Source organism: Glycomyces tarimensis (assembly GCF_054776215.1).
In genome coordinates, this window is sequence record NZ_BAAHCB010000002.1 from 200897 (window position 1) to 222487 (window position 21591).

Below are 21591 nucleotides of genomic sequence, written 5' to 3' on the forward strand. Positions count from 1 at the left end.
TAGAAGACTACCTAGAGCTACCGACTGGACACGACATGGCATGGCCGCCGAGTGAGGTCTGCCCGAAAAGACGACCCTGAGCCGACGTTCAGGGGAATCTATGCTGGTGAACAGCGATCACAGTGAGGGATATCGTGACTACAGTGAAGGATACCGTTCGAACGCGGCTCTTGGGCGCACGAAAGGCCATGTCGCCCAAGGATCGTGAGACCGCCGACCAGGCAACGTGGAACGCGTTGCGGGACTTGCTCGGCGAGGTCGTCGCGAAGGGCGCGACCGTGGCCGCGTACCGGCCCTTCGGCGCCGAGCCGTGCGCGACACTGCGGCCCGAGCTGCCTGAGCGCCTGGCGGAGCAATACGAGGTCATGCTGCCGGTGACGTTGGCGGACAACGACCTCGACTGGACGATCCTCGGAGCGGAGGTACGCCGGCCCGAGGCGCCCGCTCAGCCGTGGAGCGGCATGGCGCTGACCGGCCCGAGGGGCACCGAGGGCGTCGCGGCCACCTGCGGGACCGAGGCCATCCGCGGGGCCGAGGCGGTGCTCCTCCCCGCCCTCGCGGTCTCACCGGACGGGGTCCGGCTGGGCCGCGGCGGCGGCTCCTACGACCGGGCGCTGGCGCGGCTGCGACCGGGCGTGCCGGTGGTGGCGCTGCTGCGCGACGGCGAGTCGGGCGTCGAGGTCCCGGCCGAGCCGCACGACCGCCCGGTGACCGGAGTGATCACCCCCGGCGGGGGCTTCCTCGCGGTCGGATAGCCCGCTCACGCGCCGGCGGGAACGGTTTAGCACTCTTGGCCGCTGAGTGCTAATCTCGATGCGGGCCGGGCGTCGACCTGGCCATCGACCGTTGGAGGAGTGACGTGCCTGTCTACGAATACCGCTGCAAGGAGTGCGGTTACGAGTTCGACCAACACCAGTCGTTCACCGAAGCCCGCCTGTCCGACTGCCCCGCCTGCGAGGCGAAGGGCACGCTGCGCAAGGTCTTCGGCAACGTCGGCGTCACCTTCAAGGGCAGCGGGTTCTACCGCACCGACTCCCGGTCCACCGGTTCGAGCTCGCTGAGCTCCAACGGCTCCCAGAACGGCGCGAAGACGACCGAGCAGTCGGAGTCGAAGAGCTCGGAGTCGAGCAAGAGCGAGGCCAAGCCTGCCGCGAAGACCGAGTCGAAGGCCGCCTGAGCGGTCCTCAGACCAGGACCACGACCGTCGTCAGCACCAGCTGCGCGAGCGCGAGCGGCACCAGCCCTTTCCAGCACAGCGCCTGGATCTGATCGACGCGCAGCCGCGGCCACGACACGCGCAGCCAGATGACGACCAGCGACAGCGCCCCGGTCTTGAGCAGCGTCCACAGCCACCCGAGCGACTCGGGTCCGGGGCCCTTCCAGCCGCCGAGGAACAGCACCGAGGTGAGCGCGGCGATCACGACGATGCCGACGTACTCGGCGAGCAGCAGCAGCGCGAACCGCAGCCCGGCGTACTCGGTGAGGTAGCCGAAGACCAGCTCCGAGTCCGCGACCGGCGCGTCGAACGGCGGACGCCGGATCTCGGCGAGCCCGGCGGTGAAGAACACGACCGCCGCCGGCGCCTGCCACAGCAGCCACCACGGGTTCCAGGCCTCGACGATGGCCGGGAGGCTCAAGGTCCCGGCCGCGACCGCGATCGACGCCGCCGCGAGCACGAGCGGCAGTTCGTACGCCATGAGCTGCGCTGCCCCGCGCAGCGCGCCGACGAGCGTGTACTTGTTGGCCGAGGCCCACCCGGCCATGAGCACGGCCAGGACGCCGATGCCGACCAGCGCGAGCACCACGAACAGGCCCATCTCCAGGCTGGAGCCGACCAGGTCGCCGGGCCCGAGCGGGATGAACAGCAGCACCAGCAGGTACGGCAGCAGCGCGACGGCGGGCGCGAGTTTGAACACGGGCTTGTCGGCGGCCTCGGGGACGAGGTCCTCCTTCTGCGCGAACTTGACGCCGTCGGCGATGAGCTGGGCCCAGCCGTGGAAGCGCCCGGCGTGCATGGGGCCGAGGCGGCCCTGCATGTGGGCCATGAGCTTGTGCTCGGTCTGCCCGACCAGGAGCGGGAGGACGAGGAACGCGGCCATGACGCCGACGAGTTTGACGGCGATCTCAAGCATCGGGCTCCTTCATCCAGCCCTCGGGAACGCCGGGCGGCCGCTTCGGCGCTCGCTTCCGCGGGACGTCACCTTGGCGATGCTTGCGAGCCGAGCCTTCGCTCGGGCCGCCGCCGGGCTCTTTCTCGCCCGGCCAGGGCTTGACGACGCGGGAGGCGAGCACGAAGTCCTTGCGCAGCGGATGCCCCTCGAACTCGGGCGGCAGCAGCAGCGGCGCCGGGTTCGGGTGGCCGGCGAAGTCGACGCCGAACATCTCGCGGGTCTCGCGCTCGTGCCAGGAGGCGCCCGGGTACAGCCCGGTGACCGTCGCGACCGGGCCGGCGGCGAGCGTGCGCAGCAGGACGCCGCGGCGTTCGGCGATGTTCCACAGATGCGCGACGATCCGCATCCCGTCGCCGGTGTCGAAGGCGGTCTCGTCGACCGCCGAGAGCCAGTCGAAGAAGTCGCAGCCGAGGTCGTCGCGGCAGGACCGCACGGCCTCGTACCACGATTCGGGCTCGATGTTCACCACCGCGCGAGGGCCGTCGGCGGCGGTCTCGACGCCGAGCGCGGTGCCGACCCGCTCGTGCCAGTCAGGCATCGCGCCTCCTGAGCGGCGCACGCAGGTTCCTCCGGAGGGGCTCGGCCCCGATCTGCCGCTGGAGGCGGTCGATGCCGTACAGCAGCGCCTCGGGCCGCGGCGGGCAGCCGGGCACGTACACGTCGACGGGGATGATCTGGTCGACGCCCTTGGTGACGCAGTAGGAGTCCCAGTAGGGGCCGCCGGAGTTGGAGCAGGCGCCGAAGGAGATGACGTACTTCGGCTCGGGCATCTGGTCGTACAGCCGTTTGATCGCCGGGGCCATCTTGTCGGTCACGGTTCCGGAGACCACCATGAGGTCGGCCTGCCTGGGCGAGTGCGCGAAGGGGATGACGCCCAGGCGCATGAAGTCGTGGCGGCTCATCGACGCGGCGATGAACTCGATGGCGCAGCAGGCCAGTCCGAAGTTGAACACCCACAGCGAATAGCGGCGGCCCCAGTTCAGGATGAACCGGATCGGCTCGCCCATGACGCCGGCGCTCTCCCCCGGCTTGGCCGGGAACGGCAGTTTCACTGCCATCGCAGCACTCCCTTCCTCCAGGCGTAGGCCAGGCCGAGTGCGAGCACCCCGACGAAGACGCCCATCTCGGCGGCGGCGACCGGCCCGAAGCCGATGAACACGGCCGCCCACGGGAACAGGAACACCGCCTCCACGGCGAACAGCACGAACAGGAACGCGTACACGTAGTAGCGGATCTGCACCTGCGCCCAGTCGCCACCGACCGGGTCGACCCCGCACTCGTAGGTCATCGCCTTCGCCTTGGACGGCGCGCTCGGGCGCAGCAGCCGGTTGGCCGTCATCGCCGCCGCCATGAACGCGAACCCGGCCAGCAGCAGCACCCCGAAGACCGCGTAGTCGCCGAGAAGGGAGGAGTCCATGCCCACACCTTAGTGCCAGGCACTCTTCGAGGGAAGCCGTGCGACACCGGCATCGATCGGAGCCCGAATATTCTCCGCCGGACCCGCAACCGGGGCGGGTCCACGTGCGTGTAGGTGTTCGAAGAGGAATCTCGGAGCGTCCTACGCTTTTGGACTCCCCGCCGCCCGGCGAGCCGCCCGCTCACACGGCTCGCGAACGCCACTGTAAGGAACGCAGACCGCATGACCGCCGCCAGCGCACCGACGCGACGCCGCCGCGCACACACGCGTCGCCGCTGCGTACATCGCCGCTCACCCGGCGCCTCGGCGGTCGGAGCCACCCCGCCTCCCTCGCTCGCGGATTCGAACGCGACAATGAGTGCCGCCGGGTTCGTCCGCCCGGACAACCCAACTGCTGCCCTTGTCCCCCCTACACGTGCTGGAGCGGATGTGCGAACGGAGGCGGAGTTCACCGACCTCTACGAGAATCACTTCTCGGAGCTCGCTGCCCAGGTGTGCGCGTATCTCGGCGACTCGACCGAGTCCCAGGACCTCGTCCAGGAGGCGTTCTTGCGGGCCTGGCAGCGCTGGGACAAGGTCGGCGGCTACGAGGAGCCGGTCGCGTGGGTCCGCCGCGTCGCCTGGAACCTCGCCACGAGCCGCCACCGCCGCAACCAGGTGGTGCGCAAGTTCCTCCAGAAGTCGCCGCCGCCGGAGTCCGCGCCCGCCGCCGGCCCCGACCACGTCGCTCTGGTGGCCGCGCTCCAGCAGGTTCCCGCCAAGCGCCGCAAGGCCCTGGTCCTGCACTACATGGCGGACATGTCCATCAGCGCGATCGCCCAGTCCACCGGCGCCCGCGAGGGCACCGTCAAGTCGTGGCTCCACCGCGGGCGCAAAGAACTCGCCGCGCTGCTCTCCGACGAGTCGCCCGCCAAGGCCGACCCGGACACCATGCCGATCCGCGTCCGTCCCCGCAAGCCCACCGGCACCGCGAAGGTCCCCGGCACCGGCGGGCACCGAGCATCCGTGAAGGAGGACCGCTGATGAGCGCCGACCAGTACGGCGAGGACGCCACCGAACCGCGTGACGACGCGATCGCGGCCGCCTTCGCCGCCTACAGGGCCGACGCCCCGTCCGCCTTCCCGCCGCCGTCCGTGGACGACCTGATCATGTCCGGCCCGGCCGCGCTGCGGCGGCGCCGCATCGTCTCCTTCGCGGCCGTCCTCGGCGCGTGCACCGCCGTCACCGCCGGCGGCTTCGCCGTCGCCCAGACCATCGGCTCGACCCCGAAGGAGCCCGAGCCGAGCGCCCCGCCGAGCGCCGTCCACGGCAGCCCCTCCTCCGAGGAGAGCGAGGGCACCGAGCTGGGCGCCCCGCTCACTCCCGAGGCCGAGGACGAGCCGAGCTCGGAGGACGCCGAGATGCCGGTCGGCGACGGGCACGAGCAGGAGCTCGTCATCGGCGACTGGGACGGCGTCTGCGCCGGCGGATCCTTCGACGTCGACCTGGACACCTGGGAGTTCGCCGAGGACACCGAGTGGACCGTCGCGGCCGACGCCGCCGGGGACCTCGACGCGGACGGCACCGCCGAAGCGGTCCTGGCGCTCACCTGCGCCGACAGGACCGCCGTCGCGGCGTTCACCGCGCGCGAAGGCGGCCTCGAGCCGCTCGCGTGGGTGTGGCAGCCAGACGAGTCACAGCAGTTCTCCGAGATCGCCGGCATCGAAGCCGGGGTGATTACACTCCAGGGGCTCGGCGCCGCCTCCGAGACATGGACGGTGCGCTATGAGTGGGACGGCGAGGCCTTCGTCGCGATCGACGACGAACCCTCGACCGAACCGAGCTCGCCCGCGACCACGGCGACCCCCGGCCCGGGCGAGACTCAGACCACACAGGCGACGCCGACCGACTCCGGACAGGGCTGAGCCCGCCGCGCGGGCCCCTTCTCCCACAAGGTGAGAGCCAAGCCGCCCGGGTGTGTCGCCTACGTCGCGACTGGACGCACGGTTGGCGCTGGTGCGCCACCCCCGCGTAGCATCGCAATCAAGCACACATGGCGGAGCCCGTCTCCGGCAGCCCGAAACACACCGCATGCCCGCGCGTGCTCCAAAACCCGCAAGAGGAGAACTAGGTGAATACCGTCCGGCAGCTCGACCGGGTCGTCATCCGCTTCGCAGGGGACTCCGGTGACGGGATGCAACTCACCGGCGACCGATTCACGGCAGAGACCGCCAAGCTCGGCAACGACCTCTCCACCCTCCCGAACTATCCCGCCGAGATTCGCGCCCCCGCCGGAACGCTCCCGGGCGTCTCCAGCTTCCAGATCCACTTCGCCGACTCCGACATCCTCACCCCCGGGGACGAGCCCGAGGTCCTCGTGGCGATGAACCCGGCCGCGCTCAAGGCCAACCTGGGCGACCTCAAGGCCGGCGGCGTCGTCATCGTCAACACCGACGAGTTCACCAAGCGCAACCTCACCAAGGTCGGCTACGACGCCAACCCGCTCGAGGACGGCTCGCTGGACGACTACCAGCTCATCGAGGTGGCGCTCACGAGCCTGACCATCGGCGCGCTCGAGGCCTACGACATCGGCAAGAAGGACGCCGCGCGAAGCAAGAACATGTTCGCGCTGGGCCTGCTGTCGTGGATGTACTCGCGCACCACCGAGGTCACCGAGGAGTTCCTCCAGAAGAAGTTCGCGTCCAAGCCGGCGATCGCCGAGGCGAACATCGCCGCGCTCAAGGCCGGGTGGAACTACGGCGAGACCGCCGAGTCCTTCGCCGTCCAGTACGAGATCCCGCCGGCCGTGCTGCCCGCGGGCACGTACCGCAACATCACCGGCAACCAGGCCCTGGCCTGGGGCGTCATCGCCTCCGGCGTCGCCGCCGACCTGCCGGTGTTCCTCGGGGCCTACCCGATCACGCCGGCCAGCGACATCCTCCACGAGCTGTCCAAGCACAAGCGCTTCGGCGTCACCACCGTGCAGGCCGAGGACGAGATCGCCGCCGCCGGCGCCGCCCTCGGCGCCTCCTGGGGCGGGGCGCTCGGCGTCACCACCTCCTCGGGCCCGGGCATCGCGCTCAAGTCCGAAACGATCTCCCTGGCCGTGTCCCTGGAGCTGCCGCTGGTCGTCATCGACGTGCAGCGCGCGGGCCCCTCGACGGGCATGCCGACCAAGACCGAGCAGGCCGACCTCATGATGGCCATGTTCGGCCGCCACGGCGAGGCGCCGATCGCGGTCGTCGCCCCGCAGTCGCCCTCGGACTGCTTCGCGGCGATGCTCGAGGCCACCCGCATGGCGCTGCACTTCCGCACGCCGGTGATGCTCCTGTCGGACGGCTACATCGCCAACGGCGCCGAGCCGTGGAAGCTGCCGGACCTGACCGAGCTGCCGGACCTGTCGGTCGACTTCGCCACGGAGTTCAACGACACCGACTCGAGCGGCAACGACGTGTTCCTGCCGTTCAAGCGCGACCCCGACACGCTCGCCCGCCCCTGGGCGGTCCCGGGCACGCCGGACCTCCAGCACCGCATCGGCGGGATCGAGAAGGCCGACGGCACCGGGGACATCTCCTACGACCCGGCGAACCACGATCACATGGTCCGCACCCGCGCCGCCAAGATCGCCGGCATCCCCGTGCCCGACCTCGAGGTGGAGGGCCCCGGCGACGCCGGCGTGCTCGTGCTCGGCTGGGGCTCGACGTGGGGCCCGATCGGCGCGGCCGTCCGCGGCCTGCGCGACCGCGGCATCGCGATCGCCCGCGCGCACCTGCGCCACCTCAACCCGATGCCGGCCAACCTCGGCGAGGTCCTGTCCCGCTACGACAAGGTCGTCGTGCCCGAGATGAACCTCGGGCAGCTCTCGATGCTGCTGCGCGCGAACTTCCCGGGCACCAACATCACCGGCTACAACAAGGTGCGCGGCCTGCCGTTCACCTCCAACGAACTGCAGGACGCCCTGGAGGAGGTCATCAAGAATGGCTGACGCTGTCAAGTTGGACGCTCCGAAGCTGAAGGCCAAGGACTTCAAGTCGAGCCAGGAGGTGCGCTGGTGCCCCGGCTGCGGCGACTACGCCATCCTGGCCGCCATGCAGTCGTTCCTGCCCGAGCTGGGCCTCGAGCGCGAGAAGATCGCGTTCGTCTCCGGCATCGGCTGCTCCTCCCGCTTCCCGTACTACCTGAACACGTACGGCATGCACTCGATCCACGGGCGCGCCCCGGCGATCGCCACGGGCCTGGCCACGAGCCGCCAGGACCTGTCGGTGTGGGTCGTCACCGGTGACGGCGACGCGCTGTCGATCGGCGGCAACCACCTCATCCACGCGCTGCGCCGCAACGTGAACCTGAAGATCCTGCTGTTCAACAACCGGATCTACGGGCTCACCAAAGGCCAGTACTCGCCCACCTCCGAGCCGGGCAAGCTCACCAAGTCCACGCCGCTGGGCTCGGTGGACGCCCCGTTCAATCCGCTGTCGCTGGCGCTGGGCTCCGAGGCGACGTTCGTGGCCCGCACGCTCGACTCCGACCGCGCTCACCTCCAGCAGGTGCTGCGTGCCGCCGCCGAGCACGAGGGCTCGGCGTTCGTCGAGATCTACCAGAACTGCCCGATCTTCAACGACGACGCCTTCGAAGTCCTGAAGAACCCGGAGACGCGCGACGAGGCGCTCATCCGCCTCGAGGACGGCGAGCCGATCAGGTTCGGCGACCGCGTGGTGGTGCAGTCCGGCTACGGCCTCCAGGTGAAGGACGCGGCCGAGGTCGAGGAGTCCGACGTCGTGGTCCACAAGTCCGACGTGGACGACCCTGCGTACGCGTTCGCGCTCTCGCGGCTGTCGGGCACCGAGCTGGACCACACGCCGATCGGCGTGTTCCGCAACGTGCGGCGGCCCACCTACGACGCACAGGTCCGCCGGCAGGTCGACGAGGCCGCTGCGGGGGTCGATCGCCGCGTCGCGCTGGACCGCCTGATGAACTCCGGGGACACCTGGACGATCCTTTAAGGACGAACGGCGCGGCGGCCCCGTCTCTGACAGGATGACGGGATGCGAATCATCGTCAAGATCGTGGTCACCGGCGCGTCGTTCTGGATCGCCTCCTGGCTGCTGGCCGGCATCGAGATCGGCACGTCCGCCGACTCGCTGTGGCACCGGGTGCTCACGCTCGGGGTCATAGCGGTGCTCTTCGGTGCGGTGAACGCGGTCCTCAAGCCGATCGTGCAGACCCTCGGGTGCGGCTTCTACCTCCTCACGCTCGGCCTGTTCGGCTTGATCGTCAACGCCGCGCTGTTCATGCTCGTGGCGTGGCTGGCCGAACGGTTCGACCTGGTCTTCGGCGTCGACAACTTCGGATGGGCGATCCTCGGATCGCTCGTGGTGACCGTGACATCGTGGGTGATCAACCTGGTCCTCCCCGACCGGATCGCCTCCACCTGAGCCGGGACGGGCTTGCGGCACCGCTACAGCAGAGGCTGGAGCTCCACGGCCGCGCGGCGCAGCCGCTTGGTCAGCAGCGGCCAGAACCGCCCGATGTCGGACAGCGGCATGGCCGCGGCGAGGACGACGCGCTCGCTGGGCTTCTCGTGCTCGCGCACGACCACCGCGGCGCAGCCGACGCCCTCCTGGAACTGGCCCATCTCGGCGTACACGCCCGACTCGCCGTAGACCATCAGGTCGTGTTCGAGCGCGTCGGGTTCCGTGAGCGTTTTGCCGGTGAAGCGGCGCATCCCCGCGGCCCTGAGGAACATGGCCCGCTCGGTGAACTTGAGCGTGGCCAGCAGGGCCTTGCCGAGCGCGGTGGCGTGGGCCCCGTCGTCGAAGCCGACGATGAGGTCCTCGACGTGCGGGGACCGGTTGCCCTCGGTCACCGAGGTGACGGCGGGCCGGCCCTCCACGAACCTGGCGACGAATGTGGAGTACCCCGTCTCGGTCGACATGCGGCGCATGAACTCCCCGCAGGTTCGCGGCCCGGCCATCGCCTGGGTGAGCTCGGAGTAGCGGTCGGAGACCTCCAGGCCCAGGGAGTAGCGGCCCGCGTCGTCGCGCCGCAGGTACCGCTCGTACACAAGGGTGCGCAGCAGGTTGTAGGCGGTGGCCCGGTTGAGATCGCACTCGTAGGCGATGCGCTGGGCCGACACGCCGCCGGAGTGCTTGCCGACGAATTCCATGATCCGCAGCGCCCGCTGGACACTCTGGATCATCTTGGTCGGCTCATCGCTGTTGCGAGGCCGAATGCCACTGTGTTTTCGCAGCTTGTCCTTGGGTCGCCGCTGCTCCACCATGCTGCCGCTCCGTTTGCCACTCGATGGGTCCGCGACCCCGGCATCGGGCCCGAGGACCCGCCGAGAGCCGCCTGGCCCGGGAATCTAACTATATAAACAAGAGCTGCTTGCGTCAGCCACCGACAACGGGCAGTATCAACGTGTCAGCACCGTTCGAAACTCGGTTTTCAGCCGAGTGCCGAACAATATCCCGCGGCGGCGGCGTCGAGTCCCCACCAACTTCCACGTCGTTGCCGCGGTCATACAAACCAAATAGTCGAAGTGCGGCGGTTCCCTCCCACCAGGGCCGGCGCACTTCGTCGTTTCCGGCCTTCGCCCCCCGCGCAGCCTCGTTTCGGCCGGTGAGGCCGCACCCACATTCCCACGCGGCACGCCTCGGCGTCAAGACACTTCACCCGAACACATGACATACCGGCGCAAGTACGAACCACTGCGAACAAAGACTCTTGGGGCCCTGGCGCGGCCGGGAGTACGGTTGCCAGCGTGCCAGCCACGACCGCTCCGAAGGCCTCATCGACCGTCGCGACCGCGTTGAGCGTCAACGTCGCCGCCGTGATGCCGGTGTTCCTCTTCGGCGGCCTGGCCGTCCAGATCATCGACGAGCTGCGCATGAGCGTCGGCTCCATCGGCCTCGTCTCGGGCCTCTACTTCGCCGCCAGCTCCCTCACGGCAGTCCCCGCCGGACACCTCGTCGAGCGCTTCGGCGCGCCGAACACGGCACGCTTCGCCGTCGGCCTGGCGGCCGCCTCGATGGCGGCGGTCGCCGCGTTCGCGCACGACCCGGTGGTCCTGACCGCCCTGATCGTCCTCAGCGCCCCGGCCAACGGCCTCGGCCAGCTCGCCTCGAACGCGGTGCTGTCGAACTGGGCGCCCAAGCGGCGCAAGGGCATCCTCTTCGGCGCGAAGCAGGCGTCGGTGCCGCTGTGCACCATGCTCGCGGGGCTGAGCGTCCCGGTGATCGCACTGACCCTCGGCTGGCGGTGGGCGTTCGTCGCGGGCGCCGCCGTGGCCCTGCTCGCGCTCATCCCCCTGACCGGCCTCGGCCGTCCCGCGCTCCCCGGCCATGTCGGCAAAGGCCGGGCCCTGGACCGGCGCCTGCTCGTCTTGGCGGCGGCCACCTTCATGGGCGCGGTCGCGGCGACCCCGCTGGGGTCGTTCCTGACCACCTACGCCGTGCACATCGGCGCCTCGGAGTCGTTTGCGGGGCTCAATCTGACCATCGGCGGCCTCGCCGGCGTCATCGCCCGCACCACGGTCGGCGCCATCGCCGACCGCCGCGTCGGCGGCGAGTTCGGCCTCATCGCCGTCATGCTCCTCGGCGGCTGCGTCGGCATCGCGGCGCTCATGGCCGGCGAGACGTGGCTGCTGCCGGTGGGCACGGCCGCGGCGTTCGCGCTCGGGTGGGCGTGGCCGGGCCTGATGAACTTCGCCGTCACCAACCGCTACCCCCACGCGCCCGCGGCGGCCACGTCGATCACCCAGACCGGCGTGTACGCCGGCGGCGCGGTCGGGCCGATCGCGTTCGGCCTCATCGTCGACCACGCCGGCTGGAACACCGGCTGGAGCGTCGTCCTCGCCGCGATGGCCGCCGCGGCGGTGTTCATCCTCATCGGTGCCCGCCTGTCCGGCGAGCGAGGCGCTGGGACCCATGCGACTGTCCGTTCCCGCCCCGTCCCCGATTCGGGGACCACACGATAAGGTGAGCCTGTGGTGACCACCGGAAGTGCCCAGACCGCGTTGAGCTTTACCGACGAGGCCTTCGCCGAGCAGATGCGACAGTCCCTCGACGCCGTGGAGGAGCGACTCCTCAAGGCCGTCGACACGGACCAACCGCTGCTGCGCCAGTCCGGTTCCCACCTCATCACCGCCGGCGGGAAGCGCTTCAGGCCCATGCTGACCCTCGCCTGCTCGCACCTGGGCGACCCCGGTCGGGCCGGCATCCTCGAGGCGGCCGTCGCGCTCGAGCTGACGCACCTGGCGACGCTCTACCACGACGACGTCATGGACGAGGCGGCCGTGCGCCGCGGCGCGGCCAGCGCGAACGCCCGCTGGGACAACTCGGTGGCGATCCTGACCGGCGACTACCTGTTCAGCCAGGCCGCGCAGATCATGGCCGACCTCGGGCCCGAAGCCGTCAGAACCCAGGCGTCGACGTTCGCGCGACTCGTGCGGGGCCAGATCAACGAGACGATGCCCCGGCCCGACGGGATCGACGCCGTCGAATGGCACCTGCAGATCCTCTCGGAGAAGACCGGCTCGCTCATCGCCACGTGCGCGAAGTTCGGGGCGTGGTTCTCGGGCGCGAGCGAGCGGACCGTCGCCATCGCCGAGGAATTCGGCGAGGTCATCGGCGTGGCGTTCCAGATCGCCGACGACATCATCGACGTCGCCTCCGACACCTCCGGCAAGACCCCCGGCACCGACCTGCTCGAAGGGGTGCCGACACTGCCGGTGCTGTACGCCCTCGCGGGCACCGACCCGGCCGATGCGCGGCTGCGCGAACTGGTCTCGGGCCCGGTGGCCGAGGAGGACCTGCCCGAGGCCCTGGCGCTGCTGCGCGGCTCGACCGCGCTCGAGGAGGCCGGGGCGATGCTCCACCAGTACCAGGAGCGCGCCAGAAGCCTCGCCTCGTCGCTGCCCGAGGGCCACGCCCGCCAAGCACTGGTCGACATCTGCGAATACATGGTCGAGCGGGACGCCTGAGGCGTCCCGGATGCGCATCGAGGTCAACTACCCCGAAGTCGGCGCCACGCAACGGGAGCCGCTCCCGGCCGGCTACCGGCACCTGCGCCGCGAGACGGTCCTGGAGGCGCCGCTCGCGCAGGCGGCCGAGATCCTGATGACCTGGGGGCTGCACGAGCGCTGCGGCTACCGTCCGATCGCGACCGCCCCGCGCGCCGCCCCAGGCGTGAAGGTGCGACTCACGTTCGCGTGGACGAGGATGCCGTGCCAGGTGGTGTGGGCCCTTGAGAACGGCGAGCGGTGCGGCTTCGCTTACGGCTCCATGGACGGCCACCTCGAACGCGGCGAGGCCGCCTTCGTCCTCGATTCCCAGGAAGAGCGGCGCACCCGGTTCACCGTCACGTCCTTCTCGAAACCGGGCCACTGGACCACCAGGCTCGCCGCTCCCGCGGCCCGGCTCCTGCAATCGCGCTTCACCGACCGGTTCCTCAGCGAGATGCGCCGAGCCTGCCGGACCGCCTAGAGCGGGACACCCGCCTCGAAGTGGGCGCGGCACCGGCCCAAGACCTCCATCATGTCCGCCTCGCCGTCGAACTCGATCCAGACCGGCATCGCGGCCGCGCGTCACCTTCGGCCGAACGGCCGAGGGCGCCGGTGGTGGCCGTTCGATAAGGTGCATGAAGCCGCCCCGGCCCATGACGCGACGGCGGGACCTCCGCCGCCCCGGTTTCTTAGGAGCGCAGTGATCGACAACCACTCAGGGCCCTTCTCGACCAGACCGAACACCGTACGGCTTGCGCAGGCCCTGATATGGCTCCAGTTCACGGCCATCATCGGGCTCTACACGCTCGGCCTGAACTTCGTGCTCGCCGCCACCACGGCCGCCGCGAGCGACGAGACGACCACCGAGGTCCTCCTCCACGGCGGTGTCGAGCGGTGGGCGCTGGTGGCGACCTCGATCGCGGTGACCGGCTCGCTGCCGATCATCGCGGTGCAGCTCGGGCGCCGGAACGAGTCGGCGATCCGGGCGGCGTGGTACGCGCTGGCGTTCGTGCCGTTCTGCATGTACGTGTGGGTGGCGGCGCGCGCCTACATGGCGACCTTCCCCGACGGGCCGGAATTCTTCATCAGTGCGACCGCGATGCTCGTGGTCTGCGCCTCGATGCCGGCGACGATCCTGCTGTGTCTGGCCACGCCCTCCTCAAGGGCCTGGTTCGCGTCCGCGCACCTGGAAGAAGAGCTGATCGAGGCCGAGGCCGAGGCCGAGGCCGCCGACGCGCTGGAGCTCGCGGGCAGCGCGACTCGCTGAGGACGGCGGCGATCTGGCAGGATCGTCCTCTATCCACAAGTCATCCACAGGCCGGCGCACAGCGTGAGCTCGACTGCCGCACCGTCGGAGGTCCAAAAGGCGCCCAACCGGCTCCACGGCCTCGGCGAGCGGGCCTTCACAGCGTTGAAGAAGTGGCGTGTGCTGCGAAAACTCCGCTGCGACGCCTACAGGGCCGTTGAGCGCGGCAATGACCGCTCGTGCGTCGGCGGGAAGGACAGTGTCGGCCCCCAGGGCAAGCGACGGAGCAGGCGTAGAGGCAGGCGCGTAGGGACAGGCGCGTAATAGCAGGCGCGTAGGGGCAGGCGTAGGGGCAGGCGTCGGTGTAGTTCCGGGACAGCCGGAGGGGCAGGCGTCGGTGTGGTCGGCCGGGGTTGCCCGCTGAGCCCGGCAATGGCCGCGGGGGCGTTGGCGGGAACGGGCGGACGTGATGGTCGCCCTGCACTATGGGCAGCGACAAAAGCAAGTGGCGGCTGGGCTGGGGCGGTCTGGCGGCGCGGAGGTGGTCGGTGGTGCCGTGCCGGGTGGGGTCGGATTGAGGCTGGCCTGGTGGCGGGTATTCGCGTTGCTGGTGGTCCGGTTCGGGCTCCGTGCATGGGAATGGGCTCGAAGCCGTTGTCGGTTTCGAGCTGGCGACCTATGAGGTGCCTTCCCCGCCACGGCATCCCGCAGCGGGCAGATTAAGAAGGGCGGCGGTCCGTAGTCCGGTGCCGGTGCGGCGCTGGCGAGGTCGCAAGCCCGCCTCGGTTCAGTGAGTGGTGTGGAAGTCTCGTATCCCGGTTCCGGTTCCGGTTCGGGTGCCGGTGCTGAAGCCGGTTCGGGTTCGGTCTCGGGTTGGGGTGCGGGTGTGGTGAAGCGTGCTCGCGCTTTGGCGCGGGCGGTTTTCGCGGCAGCCAGCGCGTCCTCCAAGTCGGCCTGTTCGGCAGCCGCTTCGAGGTCCGGTTTCAGGGTCTCCGACCATTCCTCGGGGTACAGGCCGGTGGGGAAGGCGTTCGCGATGTCCTCGGCGAAGTCGGCATCCAAGTCCGTGTCGGTGCGCCAGTCGGCGCAGCCGCATGTGAGGTCGGGGTCGGTGTCCTCGTGCCCCTCATGGTGGACGATCAACGCTTTGCCCGGTCCGGTCTTCTGAATCGACCAGCCGGGGGTGTGGACGCGGCCGTGGTGGAACCGGCACAGCAGGACCAGGTTCGCCGCCACCGTCGGCCCACCATTCGCCCAGTGGCGGATGTGGTGGGCCTCGGTCCACTGCACCGGAGCGAGACAGCCGCTCCACGCGCACCCGCCCGGCTGCTCCAACTCCAACTTCCGCCGCAGCGCCGAGTTCGGCAGGCGCAGGGCCCGACCGAGTTCGATCGCCTCGCCAGTCCGGTAGTTGAACACGTTGGGGATGACCAGGCCCTCGCAGGCGAGCAGGCGGGCCTTCCCCAAGGAGATAGGGTCGCCCTCCAAGGTGGCCACTCGTCCGGTGTCTTCCCCGGCCAGGGTCTCGATGTCGACTGACAGGTGGAGCGTGGTGGTGTGCCCGTGCCGCTTGGCCGCGTTCGGGTCCGCCCCATGTGCCGCGAGCACCTGATGGAACGCCTCGGCCCGCCGGTTCGCCGCAGGCGGCAGGCACCCGTCCTCGTCGACCTCATCCTGACGCGGCGGCGGCACGGCCGTCGTCAACAGCTTCGCGAACAACTTCCCGGTATCCGCCGACAGCAGCCCGGAGAGGACGAACATGCCGTTCTCAGTCTCCACCAGATCCAGCCGTTGCAACGACTGCTGCCCGAGCCCGTCCAACAGCTCCTCACCGGAGTCAAGCGCGGCTTGAAGTTCGTCGAGCTGGGCGTGCACGTCCTTCACCGTCGCGTGGATGCAGTACTGCGCGATCAAATGCTCAGGCGTCGGGCAGAGGATGTCCGCGTCGAACGGGGACGGCACCGGCTCCTTGTAAGGCGTCCGGGCGTACACCCGGAAGGCCTTGGTCGCGTCCAGGCGGCGCACGGCCGCCGCGACCCGGTCAATCCGCGCCGCAGCAGAGGTAGCGGTCTCGGCCAGGACGGTGAACTTCCCTGCCGTGCGGGCGATCGCCGCCAGATCAGCAGCCGTGCGCAGGTGGAAGTCGAAGGTCGACACCAGCCACTCCCGCAAGGCCGAGAAGCCATCGCAGTCGCGGTGGATATTCCACGCTTTCGCCTCGATCACCCGGCGCAGGACCTCGGCGTGCACGGAGTTGATCAGGGAAGCGGCCTCATCGAGATCAGTGTGGATGGCCGCTGCCCGCTCGGTCCGCTCGGTCCTGCTGGGCTTCATGCTCGCCTTGGCCATCTCACACCTCCCTCGATCATTGGGGTCTCGTACGAACCTGCTGTTTCCGCTGGTTCGTGCTATACCTCTATTATCCCAGGTCACAAGGCTTCTGTCATCACCCATTAGGGTGGGAAAACCCTCACGTTTCCGCCGCCCGGAACCACGAGCAGCCCTGCCCCGCAAGACAAACCGGACACCACACGGCCCGCCCGCGCAGAGACCCGCGCCCACACCCCACCGGCACGCCCGCCGACCCGACCTCCACAAAGAACAGACCTCGCCGTCGCTGACGCCTTTAGGGCAGCCCGACCATCAGTCCCACACCGTTCCCGCCAGCGCCCCACCTTCCATTGCCGGTCTCCCCAGGCGCGAGCCACCACGCCACTCCCCTCCACCCCAAAGGAACAGCCGGGCCCACCCACTGGGTGAACCCGGCTGCCGATGTCCAATCCGATATGCGGCCCTGCGCCCTAGGTCCCCAGGAACGTGCTGGCCTGGTCCACGACCTCCAGCAGGTATCCGGGAGCCACGCCCAGCAGTACCGTCGCCACAACCCCGGCGGCCACCACGGTTCCGGCCATCGGGCTGGGCAGGTTCACCGTCGGCGCATCGGGCGCGGGCTCGTTGAGCCACAGCAGCACCACTACGCGCAGGTACGGGAATGCCAGGATCGCCGACGACACCACGCCGACGATCACCAGTCCGACCTCACCGGCCTCGAATCCGGCGCTGAACAGGCTGAACTTGGCCGTGAAGCCGCTGGTGAACGGGATACCGGCCAGCGCCAGCATCAGCACCGTGAAGATCAGTGCCATGCCCGGCGAGTTCTTGCCGAGCCCCGCCCAGCGGGACAGGTGGGTGGCTTCATCGTCGCCGTCGCGGACCAGGCTCACCACCGCGAACGCGGCGATCACCGTGAACCCGTAGGCGGCGAGGTAGAACATGGTCTGCCCGACGGCGTCCCCGAGGGCGATGACGCCGATCAGGAGGTATCCGGCGTTGGCGATCGAGCTGTAGGCCAAGAGCCGCTTGATGTTCCTCTGGGTCACGGCGAAGATCGCGCCGCCGATCATCGTGGCGACCGCGATGACCACCAGGATGGTGTGCCAGTCCCAGGCGGAGGACTCGAGCCCGACGTTGAAGACCCGCAGGAGCCCGCCGAAGGCCGCGACCTTGACGCAGCCGGCCATGAGGGCCGTCACGGGGGTCGGGGCGCCGGTGTAGACGTCGGGGGTCCACATGTGGAACGGGACGGCGGCGGCCTTGAACAGCAGGGCCACCGCGATCATGCCGACGCCGATGTAGAGCAGGATTCTCGGCTCGTCGGAGCTGACGCCGGCCTGGTTGATGCCGGCGAGGTCGACGGTCCCGGCGAAGCCGTAGAGCATCGCCATGCCGTAGACGAAGAACGCCGACGCGAAGGCGCCCAGCAGGAAGTACTTGAGGGCGGCCTCCTGGGAGACGAGGCGGCGGCGCTTGGCCAGGCCGCACAGGAGGTAGAGCGGGAGGCTCAGCATCTCCAGGGCGACGAACAAGGTGAGCAGGTCGCCGGCGACGACGAACATCATCATGCCGCCGATGGCGAACAGCGTGAGCGGGAAGATCTCGGTGGCGCCGGGTTCGCGCCGCTGGGCGATGTCGGCGGCGGAGTCGGCGACGACGGCGGCCTCGGAGACGAAGTCCCCGCCTCTGGTGGTGCGCTGCTCGGCGAGGAGCAGGACCGCCACGATCGCCAGGATCGCGATGGTCCCCTGGAGGAACAGGCCCGGGCCGTCGAGCGAGACCGATCCGATGGCTGTGTCGCCGATGGCGAACGCGGTGGCGCTCTTGCCCTTGTTGAGGACCACCGCGATGAACGCGGCGGCGAGCGCGAGGACCGCGAGGCCGACTTGGAAGGGCAGGCGCCGTCGCTTGGGCAGGGTCGCCTCGAGGAGGAGGCCCGCGAAGGCCGCTCCGAAGACGATGATCATGGGCGACAGGCCGGCCCAGTCGATTTGCATGTCACTCATTGGTCTCTCCGGCGGCTGGTGCTTCGGCGGGCGCGTCTTGGACGAACTCGAGGGTGTTGTCCACGGCCGGTTCGATGGTGTCGATGAGCGGCTGCGGGTAGAACCCGAAGCCGATGATCGCGATGACCAGCGGCGCGACGAGGGCCTTCTCGCGGATGGTCAGGTCGCGCTTCATCGCGGGCATCTTGTCGAGGGCCGGGTTCCGGTCGCCTTGCATGGTCCGCTGGTACATCCACAGCACGTAGGCGGCCGCGAGGATGATGCCGAGCGTGGCGACGACCGCGACCGGTTCGTTGGCGGTGAAGGTGCCGAGCAGGACCAGGAATTCGGAGATGAACGGGGCCGTGCCGGGCAGGGACAGCGATGCGAGTCCGGCGAACAGGAAGACGCCGGCCAGCAGCGGCAGGGTCCTGGCGGCCCCGCCGTAGTCGCCGATGGCGCTGGAGCCGCGGCGCAGCGCCAGCATGCCGACCACGATGAACAGCAGGCCGGTGGCCAGGCCGTGGTTGAACATGTAGAGGACCGCACCGGTGGCGGACGCCTGCGTGAAGGCGAAGATGCCGACGCCGATGAATCCGAAGTGGGCGATCGAGGTGTAGGCGACGAGGCGTTTGAGGTCGGTCTGGCCGATCGCGACGAGCGCCGCGTAGATGACGCCGATGACGCTCATGGCGATGATCCACGGCGCGAACGTCTGGGTGGCGTCGGGGAACAGCGGGAGGCAGTATCGCAGGATCGCGAAGGTGCCGATCTTGTCCATGACGCCGACGAGGAGCGCGGCGATGGCCGCGGGGGCGGCGCCGCCCGCGTCGGGCAGCCAGGTGTGGAACGGGAAGAACGGGGCCTTGATCGCGAAGGCGATGAAGAAACCGAGGAACAGCCAGTTCTGGAGCGACCCGGCTTCCATCGGCGCGGATTCGACGAGGGTCTGCCAGTCGAAGGTGCCGCCGTTGGTGACCCACAGGCCGATGACGGCGACGAGCATGAGCAGGCCGCCGAGCAGCGAGTACAGGAAGAATTTGACGGCGGCGTACTGCCGGCGGGTGCCGCTGCCGTAGGAGCCGATGAGGAAGTACATCGGCACGAGCATGGCCTCGAAGAAGAAGTAGAACAGCAGCACGTTGGAGGCCAGGAAGGTCGCCAGCATGGCCGCTTCGAGGGCGAGGATGAGCGCGAAGAACGTCGGCACCGAGCGCTGCACGGCGTCGAGGTCCCTCCAGGCGGCGAGGATCGCGATCGGGGTGAGCCCGGCGGTGAGGGCGACCAGGAGCAGCGCGATGCCGTCGACGCCCCACGACAGGTTGAGGTCCCAGGCGCCGATCCACGTGTAGGACTCGGTGAGCTGGAGCCATGGGGCGCCCGCGCCGTAGTCGAAGTTCAGCGCCACGATCGCGGTGATGACCGCGACCGCGCCGGAGAAGCCCAGCGCCGTCCATTTCGCTATGTCGGCCTGCTCGCGCCGCACGGACGCGACGATGAGCGCGCCGATCAGGGGCACGACGACCAGGGCCGACAGCAATGGGAGCTCGTTCATTGGATAACCACCACCATGAGCGCGGCCACCACGATGACGGCGCCGGACAATATGGACAGGGCGTAGGAGCGGACGAAGCCGGTCTGGAGTTGCAGCAGGCGCCGGGAGGAGCCGCCGACGGCCGCGGACAGGCCGTTGACGACGCCGTCGACGCCGCGGGCGTCCACGGCGACCGAGGCGTTGGCCGCGAAGCGGCCGGGGGCCTCGAACAGGCCGCGGTTGACGGCCTCGCCGCCGAGGTCGGCGCGGGCGAACCGGACGGGCCAGGCGGCGGCGCGCGGCGTCTGGTCGGTGCCGCGGCGGAACAGCAGCCAGGCGAGGGCGGCGCCGAGGACGACGACGGCGGTGGTCGCGACGGTGACCTGCAGGTGCGTCAGGTGCCCGTGCGGCTCTTCGTGTGCGCCGAAGACGGGGACGAGCCAGTCGACGACGGCGGTGGCCATGAGGCCGCCGGCGACGAGTGAGCCGAGACCGAGGACGACGAGCGGCCCGGTCATGATCGCCGGGGACTCGTGCGGGTGGACGTCGTCGGTCCAGCGCTTGGGTCCGTGGAAGGTGAGGACGAACAGCCGGGTCATGTAGAACGCGGTGAGCGCGGCGCCGAGCAGTGCCGCTCCCCCGGCGGCCCAGCCTTCCCAGCCGGGGCGGGCGAAGGCGGCGGCGATGATCGGGTCCTTGGTGAAGTAGCCGCTGAAGGGGATGATGCCGATGATGGCGAGCCATCCGGCGGCGAAGGTGGCGTAGGTGATCGGCATGACGCGCCACAGCCCGCCGAAGCGGCGGATGTCGGTCTGGTCGTTCATGGCGTGCATGACCGAGCCGGAGCCGAGGAACATGCCGGCTTTGAAGAAGCCGTGGGCGAGCAGGTGGATGATGCCGAGCGCGAACGCGCCGCCGCCGAGGCCGACGGCGAGGAACATGTACCCGATCTGGGAGACGGTCGACCAGGCGAGGACGCGTTTGATGTCGTCCTTGGCGCAGCCGACGATCGCGCCGAACAGGAGCGTGAGCGCGCCGATGAGGACGACGGCGGTCTGCACGGTCGCGTTGAGCTCGAAGATGACGTGCGAGCGGGCGATGAGGTAGACGCCGGCGGTGACCATGGTGGCGGCGTGGATGAGCGCCGACACCGGCGTGGGGCCTTCCATGGCGTCGGGGAGCCACGTCTGGAACGGCCACTGGCCGGACTTGCCGCAGGCGGCGACGAGCAGGAGCAGGCCGATGCCGAGGCTCATGCCGTCCGAGAGCGTGCCCGCCTCGTTGAAGACGGTGGCGAAGTCGAGGCTGCCGACGGCGCCGACCATGAGGAACATGGCGAGCAGGAAGCCGACGTCGGCGACGCGGTTGGTCAGGAACGCCTTCTTGCCGGCGGTGGCGGCGGCGGGTTTGGTCTGCCAGAACGCGATGAGCAGGTACGAGGCGAGGCCGACGCCCTCCCAGCCGATGAACGTCATGAAGTAGTTGCCGCCGAGGACGAGGATGAGCATCGCGGCGACGAACAGGTTGAAGTAGCCGAAGAACCTGCGGCGGCCGGCGTCCTCGGCCATGTAGCCGACGGCGTAGACGTGGATGAGGAAGCCGACGCCGGTGATGAGCAGGCAGAACACGGCCGAGAGCGGGTCGAGCAGCAGGCTCGCCTCGATCTGGAGCTCGCCCACCGAGATCATGGTGAACAGGTCCGTGGCGGCGCTCTTGTTCTCCAGGCCGCCGAGCGAGGCGAACATGCCGAGCGCGAGGGCGAACGCGGCGCCGACGGTGGCGACGCCGATCCAGTGTCCCCACCGGTCGGCGCGGCGTCCGGCGAGGAGCAGGATCGCGGCGCCGAGCGCGGGCAGGGCGATGAGCAGCCACGTCAAGGAGAGCAGCCCGGTGGCGGGCGCGTACGTTATGTCGTCCACTGAGT

At 69.8% G+C, this 21591-nt stretch carries 20 protein-coding genes and 1 pseudogene; 12 read left to right on the plus strand and 9 right to left on the minus strand.

Going from position 1 to position 21591, the window contains the following annotated elements; translation table 11 throughout:
- Positions 1-143 precede the first annotated feature (143 nt).
- Together ACYVK3_RS03025 and ACYVK3_RS03030 are read left to right on the plus strand one after the other, a co-directional pair.
- Positions 144-755: a 5-formyltetrahydrofolate cyclo-ligase gene (locus tag ACYVK3_RS03025; RefSeq protein WP_460495774.1), complete on the plus strand. Its 612-nt coding sequence runs from the start codon at positions 144-146 to the stop codon at positions 753-755.
- A 104-nt stretch (positions 756-859) separates the two neighbouring features.
- On the plus strand, positions 860-1177 hold the full coding sequence (locus ACYVK3_RS03030) for an FmdB family zinc ribbon protein (protein WP_460495775.1): 318 nt from the start codon (positions 860-862) through the stop codon (positions 1175-1177).
- A gap of 7 nt (positions 1178-1184) precedes the next feature.
- Here the strand turns inward: ACYVK3_RS03030 and ACYVK3_RS03035 are convergent, their stop codons facing one another.
- Genes ACYVK3_RS03035 through ACYVK3_RS03050 form a run of 4 tightly spaced genes read right to left on the minus strand, consistent with a single transcriptional unit; the run spans position 1185 to position 3588 of the window.
- The gene (locus tag ACYVK3_RS03035) at positions 1185-2132 is read right to left on the minus strand and encodes a complex I subunit 1/NuoH family protein (protein WP_460495776.1); all 948 of its coding nucleotides are present in this window, start codon (positions 2130-2132) and stop codon (positions 1185-1187) included.
- Positions 2125-2709: an NADH-quinone oxidoreductase subunit C gene (locus ACYVK3_RS03040; RefSeq protein WP_460495777.1), complete on the minus strand. Its 585-nt coding sequence runs from the start codon at positions 2707-2709 to the stop codon at positions 2125-2127. The genes ACYVK3_RS03035 and ACYVK3_RS03040 overlap by 8 nt, the downstream gene beginning before the upstream one ends.
- Positions 2702-3229 (minus strand): NADH-quinone oxidoreductase subunit B, encoded by a 528-nt coding sequence (locus tag ACYVK3_RS03045; protein WP_460495778.1) that lies wholly within the window; start codon positions 3227-3229, stop codon positions 2702-2704. Before ACYVK3_RS03045 ends, ACYVK3_RS03040 begins: the two co-directional genes overlap by 8 nt.
- On the minus strand, positions 3220-3588 hold the full coding sequence (locus ACYVK3_RS03050; protein ID WP_460495779.1) for an NADH-quinone oxidoreductase subunit A: 369 nt from the start codon (positions 3586-3588) through the stop codon (positions 3220-3222). The genes ACYVK3_RS03045 and ACYVK3_RS03050 overlap by 10 nt, the downstream gene beginning before the upstream one ends.
- A gap of 429 nt (positions 3589-4017) precedes the next feature.
- On the opposite strand from ACYVK3_RS03050, the gene ACYVK3_RS03055 reads away from it, so the two are divergent.
- The 5 genes from ACYVK3_RS03055 (at position 4018) to ACYVK3_RS03075 (ending at position 8999) form a co-directional block, all read left to right on the plus strand.
- Positions 4018-4611, plus strand: a complete 594-nt coding sequence (locus ACYVK3_RS03055) for an RNA polymerase sigma factor (protein WP_460495780.1) — start codon at positions 4018-4020, stop codon at positions 4609-4611.
- Complete coding sequence (locus tag ACYVK3_RS03060) at positions 4611-5492, plus strand: hypothetical protein (RefSeq protein ID WP_460495781.1); 882 nt, start codon at positions 4611-4613, stop codon at positions 5490-5492. Before ACYVK3_RS03055 ends, ACYVK3_RS03060 begins: the two co-directional genes overlap by 1 nt.
- A 269-nt stretch (positions 5493-5761) precedes the next feature.
- The gene (locus ACYVK3_RS03065; RefSeq protein WP_460495926.1) at positions 5762-7552 is read left to right on the plus strand and encodes a 2-oxoacid:acceptor oxidoreductase subunit alpha; all 1791 of its coding nucleotides are present in this window, start codon (positions 5762-5764) and stop codon (positions 7550-7552) included.
- Positions 7545-8567, plus strand: a complete 1023-nt coding sequence (locus tag ACYVK3_RS03070) for a 2-oxoacid:ferredoxin oxidoreductase subunit beta (protein ID WP_460495782.1) — start codon at positions 7545-7547, stop codon at positions 8565-8567. The genes ACYVK3_RS03065 and ACYVK3_RS03070 overlap by 8 nt, the downstream gene beginning before the upstream one ends.
- A gap of 42 nt (positions 8568-8609) precedes the next feature.
- Positions 8610-8999, plus strand: a complete 390-nt coding sequence (locus ACYVK3_RS03075) for a phage holin family protein (protein ID WP_460495783.1) — start codon at positions 8610-8612, stop codon at positions 8997-8999.
- Between the two features lie 23 nt (positions 9000-9022).
- Here the strand turns inward: ACYVK3_RS03075 and ACYVK3_RS03080 are convergent, their stop codons facing one another.
- Complete coding sequence (locus ACYVK3_RS03080; protein WP_460495784.1) at positions 9023-9763, minus strand: IclR family transcriptional regulator; 741 nt, start codon at positions 9761-9763, stop codon at positions 9023-9025.
- Positions 9764-10327: 564 nt separating this feature from the next.
- Between ACYVK3_RS03080 and ACYVK3_RS03085 the strand changes: the two genes are divergently transcribed.
- The 5 genes and pseudogenes from ACYVK3_RS03085 to ACYVK3_RS03105 form a co-directional block, all read left to right on the plus strand.
- On the plus strand, positions 10328-11542 hold the full coding sequence (locus ACYVK3_RS03085; protein WP_460495785.1) for an MFS transporter: 1215 nt from the start codon (positions 10328-10330) through the stop codon (positions 11540-11542).
- Positions 11543-11554: 12 nt separating this feature from the next.
- Complete coding sequence (locus tag ACYVK3_RS03090; RefSeq protein ID WP_460495786.1) at positions 11555-12547, plus strand: polyprenyl synthetase family protein; 993 nt, start codon at positions 11555-11557, stop codon at positions 12545-12547.
- A 10-nt stretch (positions 12548-12557) separates the two neighbouring features.
- Positions 12558-13049 (plus strand): DUF1990 family protein, encoded by a 492-nt coding sequence (locus ACYVK3_RS03095; protein ID WP_460495787.1) that lies wholly within the window; start codon positions 12558-12560, stop codon positions 13047-13049.
- 219 nt (positions 13050-13268) lie between these two features.
- Positions 13269-13835, plus strand: a complete 567-nt coding sequence (locus tag ACYVK3_RS03100; protein ID WP_460495788.1) for a hypothetical protein — start codon at positions 13269-13271, stop codon at positions 13833-13835.
- Between the two features lie 99 nt (positions 13836-13934).
- Positions 13935-14138: pseudogene (locus ACYVK3_RS03105) on the plus strand (hypothetical protein); the annotation flags it as partial.
- Between the two features lie 159 nt (positions 14139-14297).
- Here ACYVK3_RS03105 and ACYVK3_RS03110 read toward each other — a convergent pair.
- The 4 genes from ACYVK3_RS03110 to nuoL all read right to left on the minus strand — a co-directional run bounded on the left by ACYVK3_RS03110 (position 14298) and on the right by nuoL (position 21586).
- A complete protein-coding gene (locus tag ACYVK3_RS03110; RefSeq protein WP_460495789.1) occupies positions 14298-16163 on the minus strand; it encodes an HNH endonuclease signature motif containing protein in 1866 nt (621 codons plus the stop codon).
- A 452-nt stretch (positions 16164-16615) separates the two neighbouring features.
- On the minus strand, positions 16616-18154 hold the full coding sequence (nuoN, locus tag ACYVK3_RS03115) for an NADH-quinone oxidoreductase subunit NuoN (RefSeq protein WP_460495790.1): 1539 nt from the start codon (positions 18152-18154) through the stop codon (positions 16616-16618).
- Complete coding sequence (locus ACYVK3_RS03120) at positions 18147-19688, minus strand: NADH-quinone oxidoreductase subunit M (RefSeq protein ID WP_460495791.1); 1542 nt, start codon at positions 19686-19688, stop codon at positions 18147-18149. Before ACYVK3_RS03120 ends, nuoN begins: the two co-directional genes overlap by 8 nt.
- A complete protein-coding gene (gene nuoL / locus ACYVK3_RS03125; protein ID WP_460495792.1) occupies positions 19685-21586 on the minus strand; it encodes an NADH-quinone oxidoreductase subunit L in 1902 nt (633 codons plus the stop codon). Before nuoL ends, ACYVK3_RS03120 begins: the two co-directional genes overlap by 4 nt.
- Positions 21587-21591 lie beyond the last annotated feature (5 nt).

What these genes read in the sequence shown, in the direction of transcription:
- ACYVK3_RS03035 (WP_460495776.1), bottom strand. Translation starts at nt 2,132, where the DNA reads ATGCTTGAGATCGCCGTCAAACTCGTCGGCGTCATGGCCGCGTTCCTC.
- ACYVK3_RS03040 (WP_460495777.1), bottom strand. Translation starts at nt 2,709, where the DNA reads ATGCCTGACTGGCACGAGCGGGTCGGCACCGCGCTCGGCGTCGAGACC.
- ACYVK3_RS03045 (WP_460495778.1), bottom strand. Translation starts at nt 3,229, where the DNA reads ATGGCAGTGAAACTGCCGTTCCCGGCCAAGCCGGGGGAGAGCGCCGGC.
- ACYVK3_RS03050 (WP_460495779.1), bottom strand. Translation starts at nt 3,588, where the DNA reads ATGGACTCCTCCCTTCTCGGCGACTACGCGGTCTTCGGGGTGCTGCTG.
- ACYVK3_RS03060 (WP_460495781.1), top strand. Translation starts at nt 4,611, where the DNA reads ATGAGCGCCGACCAGTACGGCGAGGACGCCACCGAACCGCGTGACGAC.
- ACYVK3_RS03065 (WP_460495926.1), top strand. Translation starts at nt 5,762, where the DNA reads ATGCAACTCACCGGCGACCGATTCACGGCAGAGACCGCCAAGCTCGGC.
- ACYVK3_RS03070 (WP_460495782.1), top strand. Translation starts at nt 7,545, where the DNA reads ATGGCTGACGCTGTCAAGTTGGACGCTCCGAAGCTGAAGGCCAAGGAC.
- ACYVK3_RS03075 (WP_460495783.1), top strand. Translation starts at nt 8,610, where the DNA reads ATGCGAATCATCGTCAAGATCGTGGTCACCGGCGCGTCGTTCTGGATC.
- ACYVK3_RS03080 (WP_460495784.1), bottom strand. Translation starts at nt 9,763, where the DNA reads ATGATCCAGAGTGTCCAGCGGGCGCTGCGGATCATGGAATTCGTCGGC.
- ACYVK3_RS03095 (WP_460495787.1), top strand. Translation starts at nt 12,558, where the DNA reads ATGCGCATCGAGGTCAACTACCCCGAAGTCGGCGCCACGCAACGGGAG.
- ACYVK3_RS03110 (WP_460495789.1), bottom strand. Translation starts at nt 16,163, where the DNA reads ATGGCCAAGGCGAGCATGAAGCCCAGCAGGACCGAGCGGACCGAGCGG.
- nuoN (WP_460495790.1), bottom strand. Translation starts at nt 18,154, where the DNA reads ATGAGTGACATGCAAATCGACTGGGCCGGCCTGTCGCCCATGATCATC.
- ACYVK3_RS03120 (WP_460495791.1), bottom strand. Translation starts at nt 19,688, where the DNA reads ATGAACGAGCTCCCATTGCTGTCGGCCCTGGTCGTCGTGCCCCTGATC.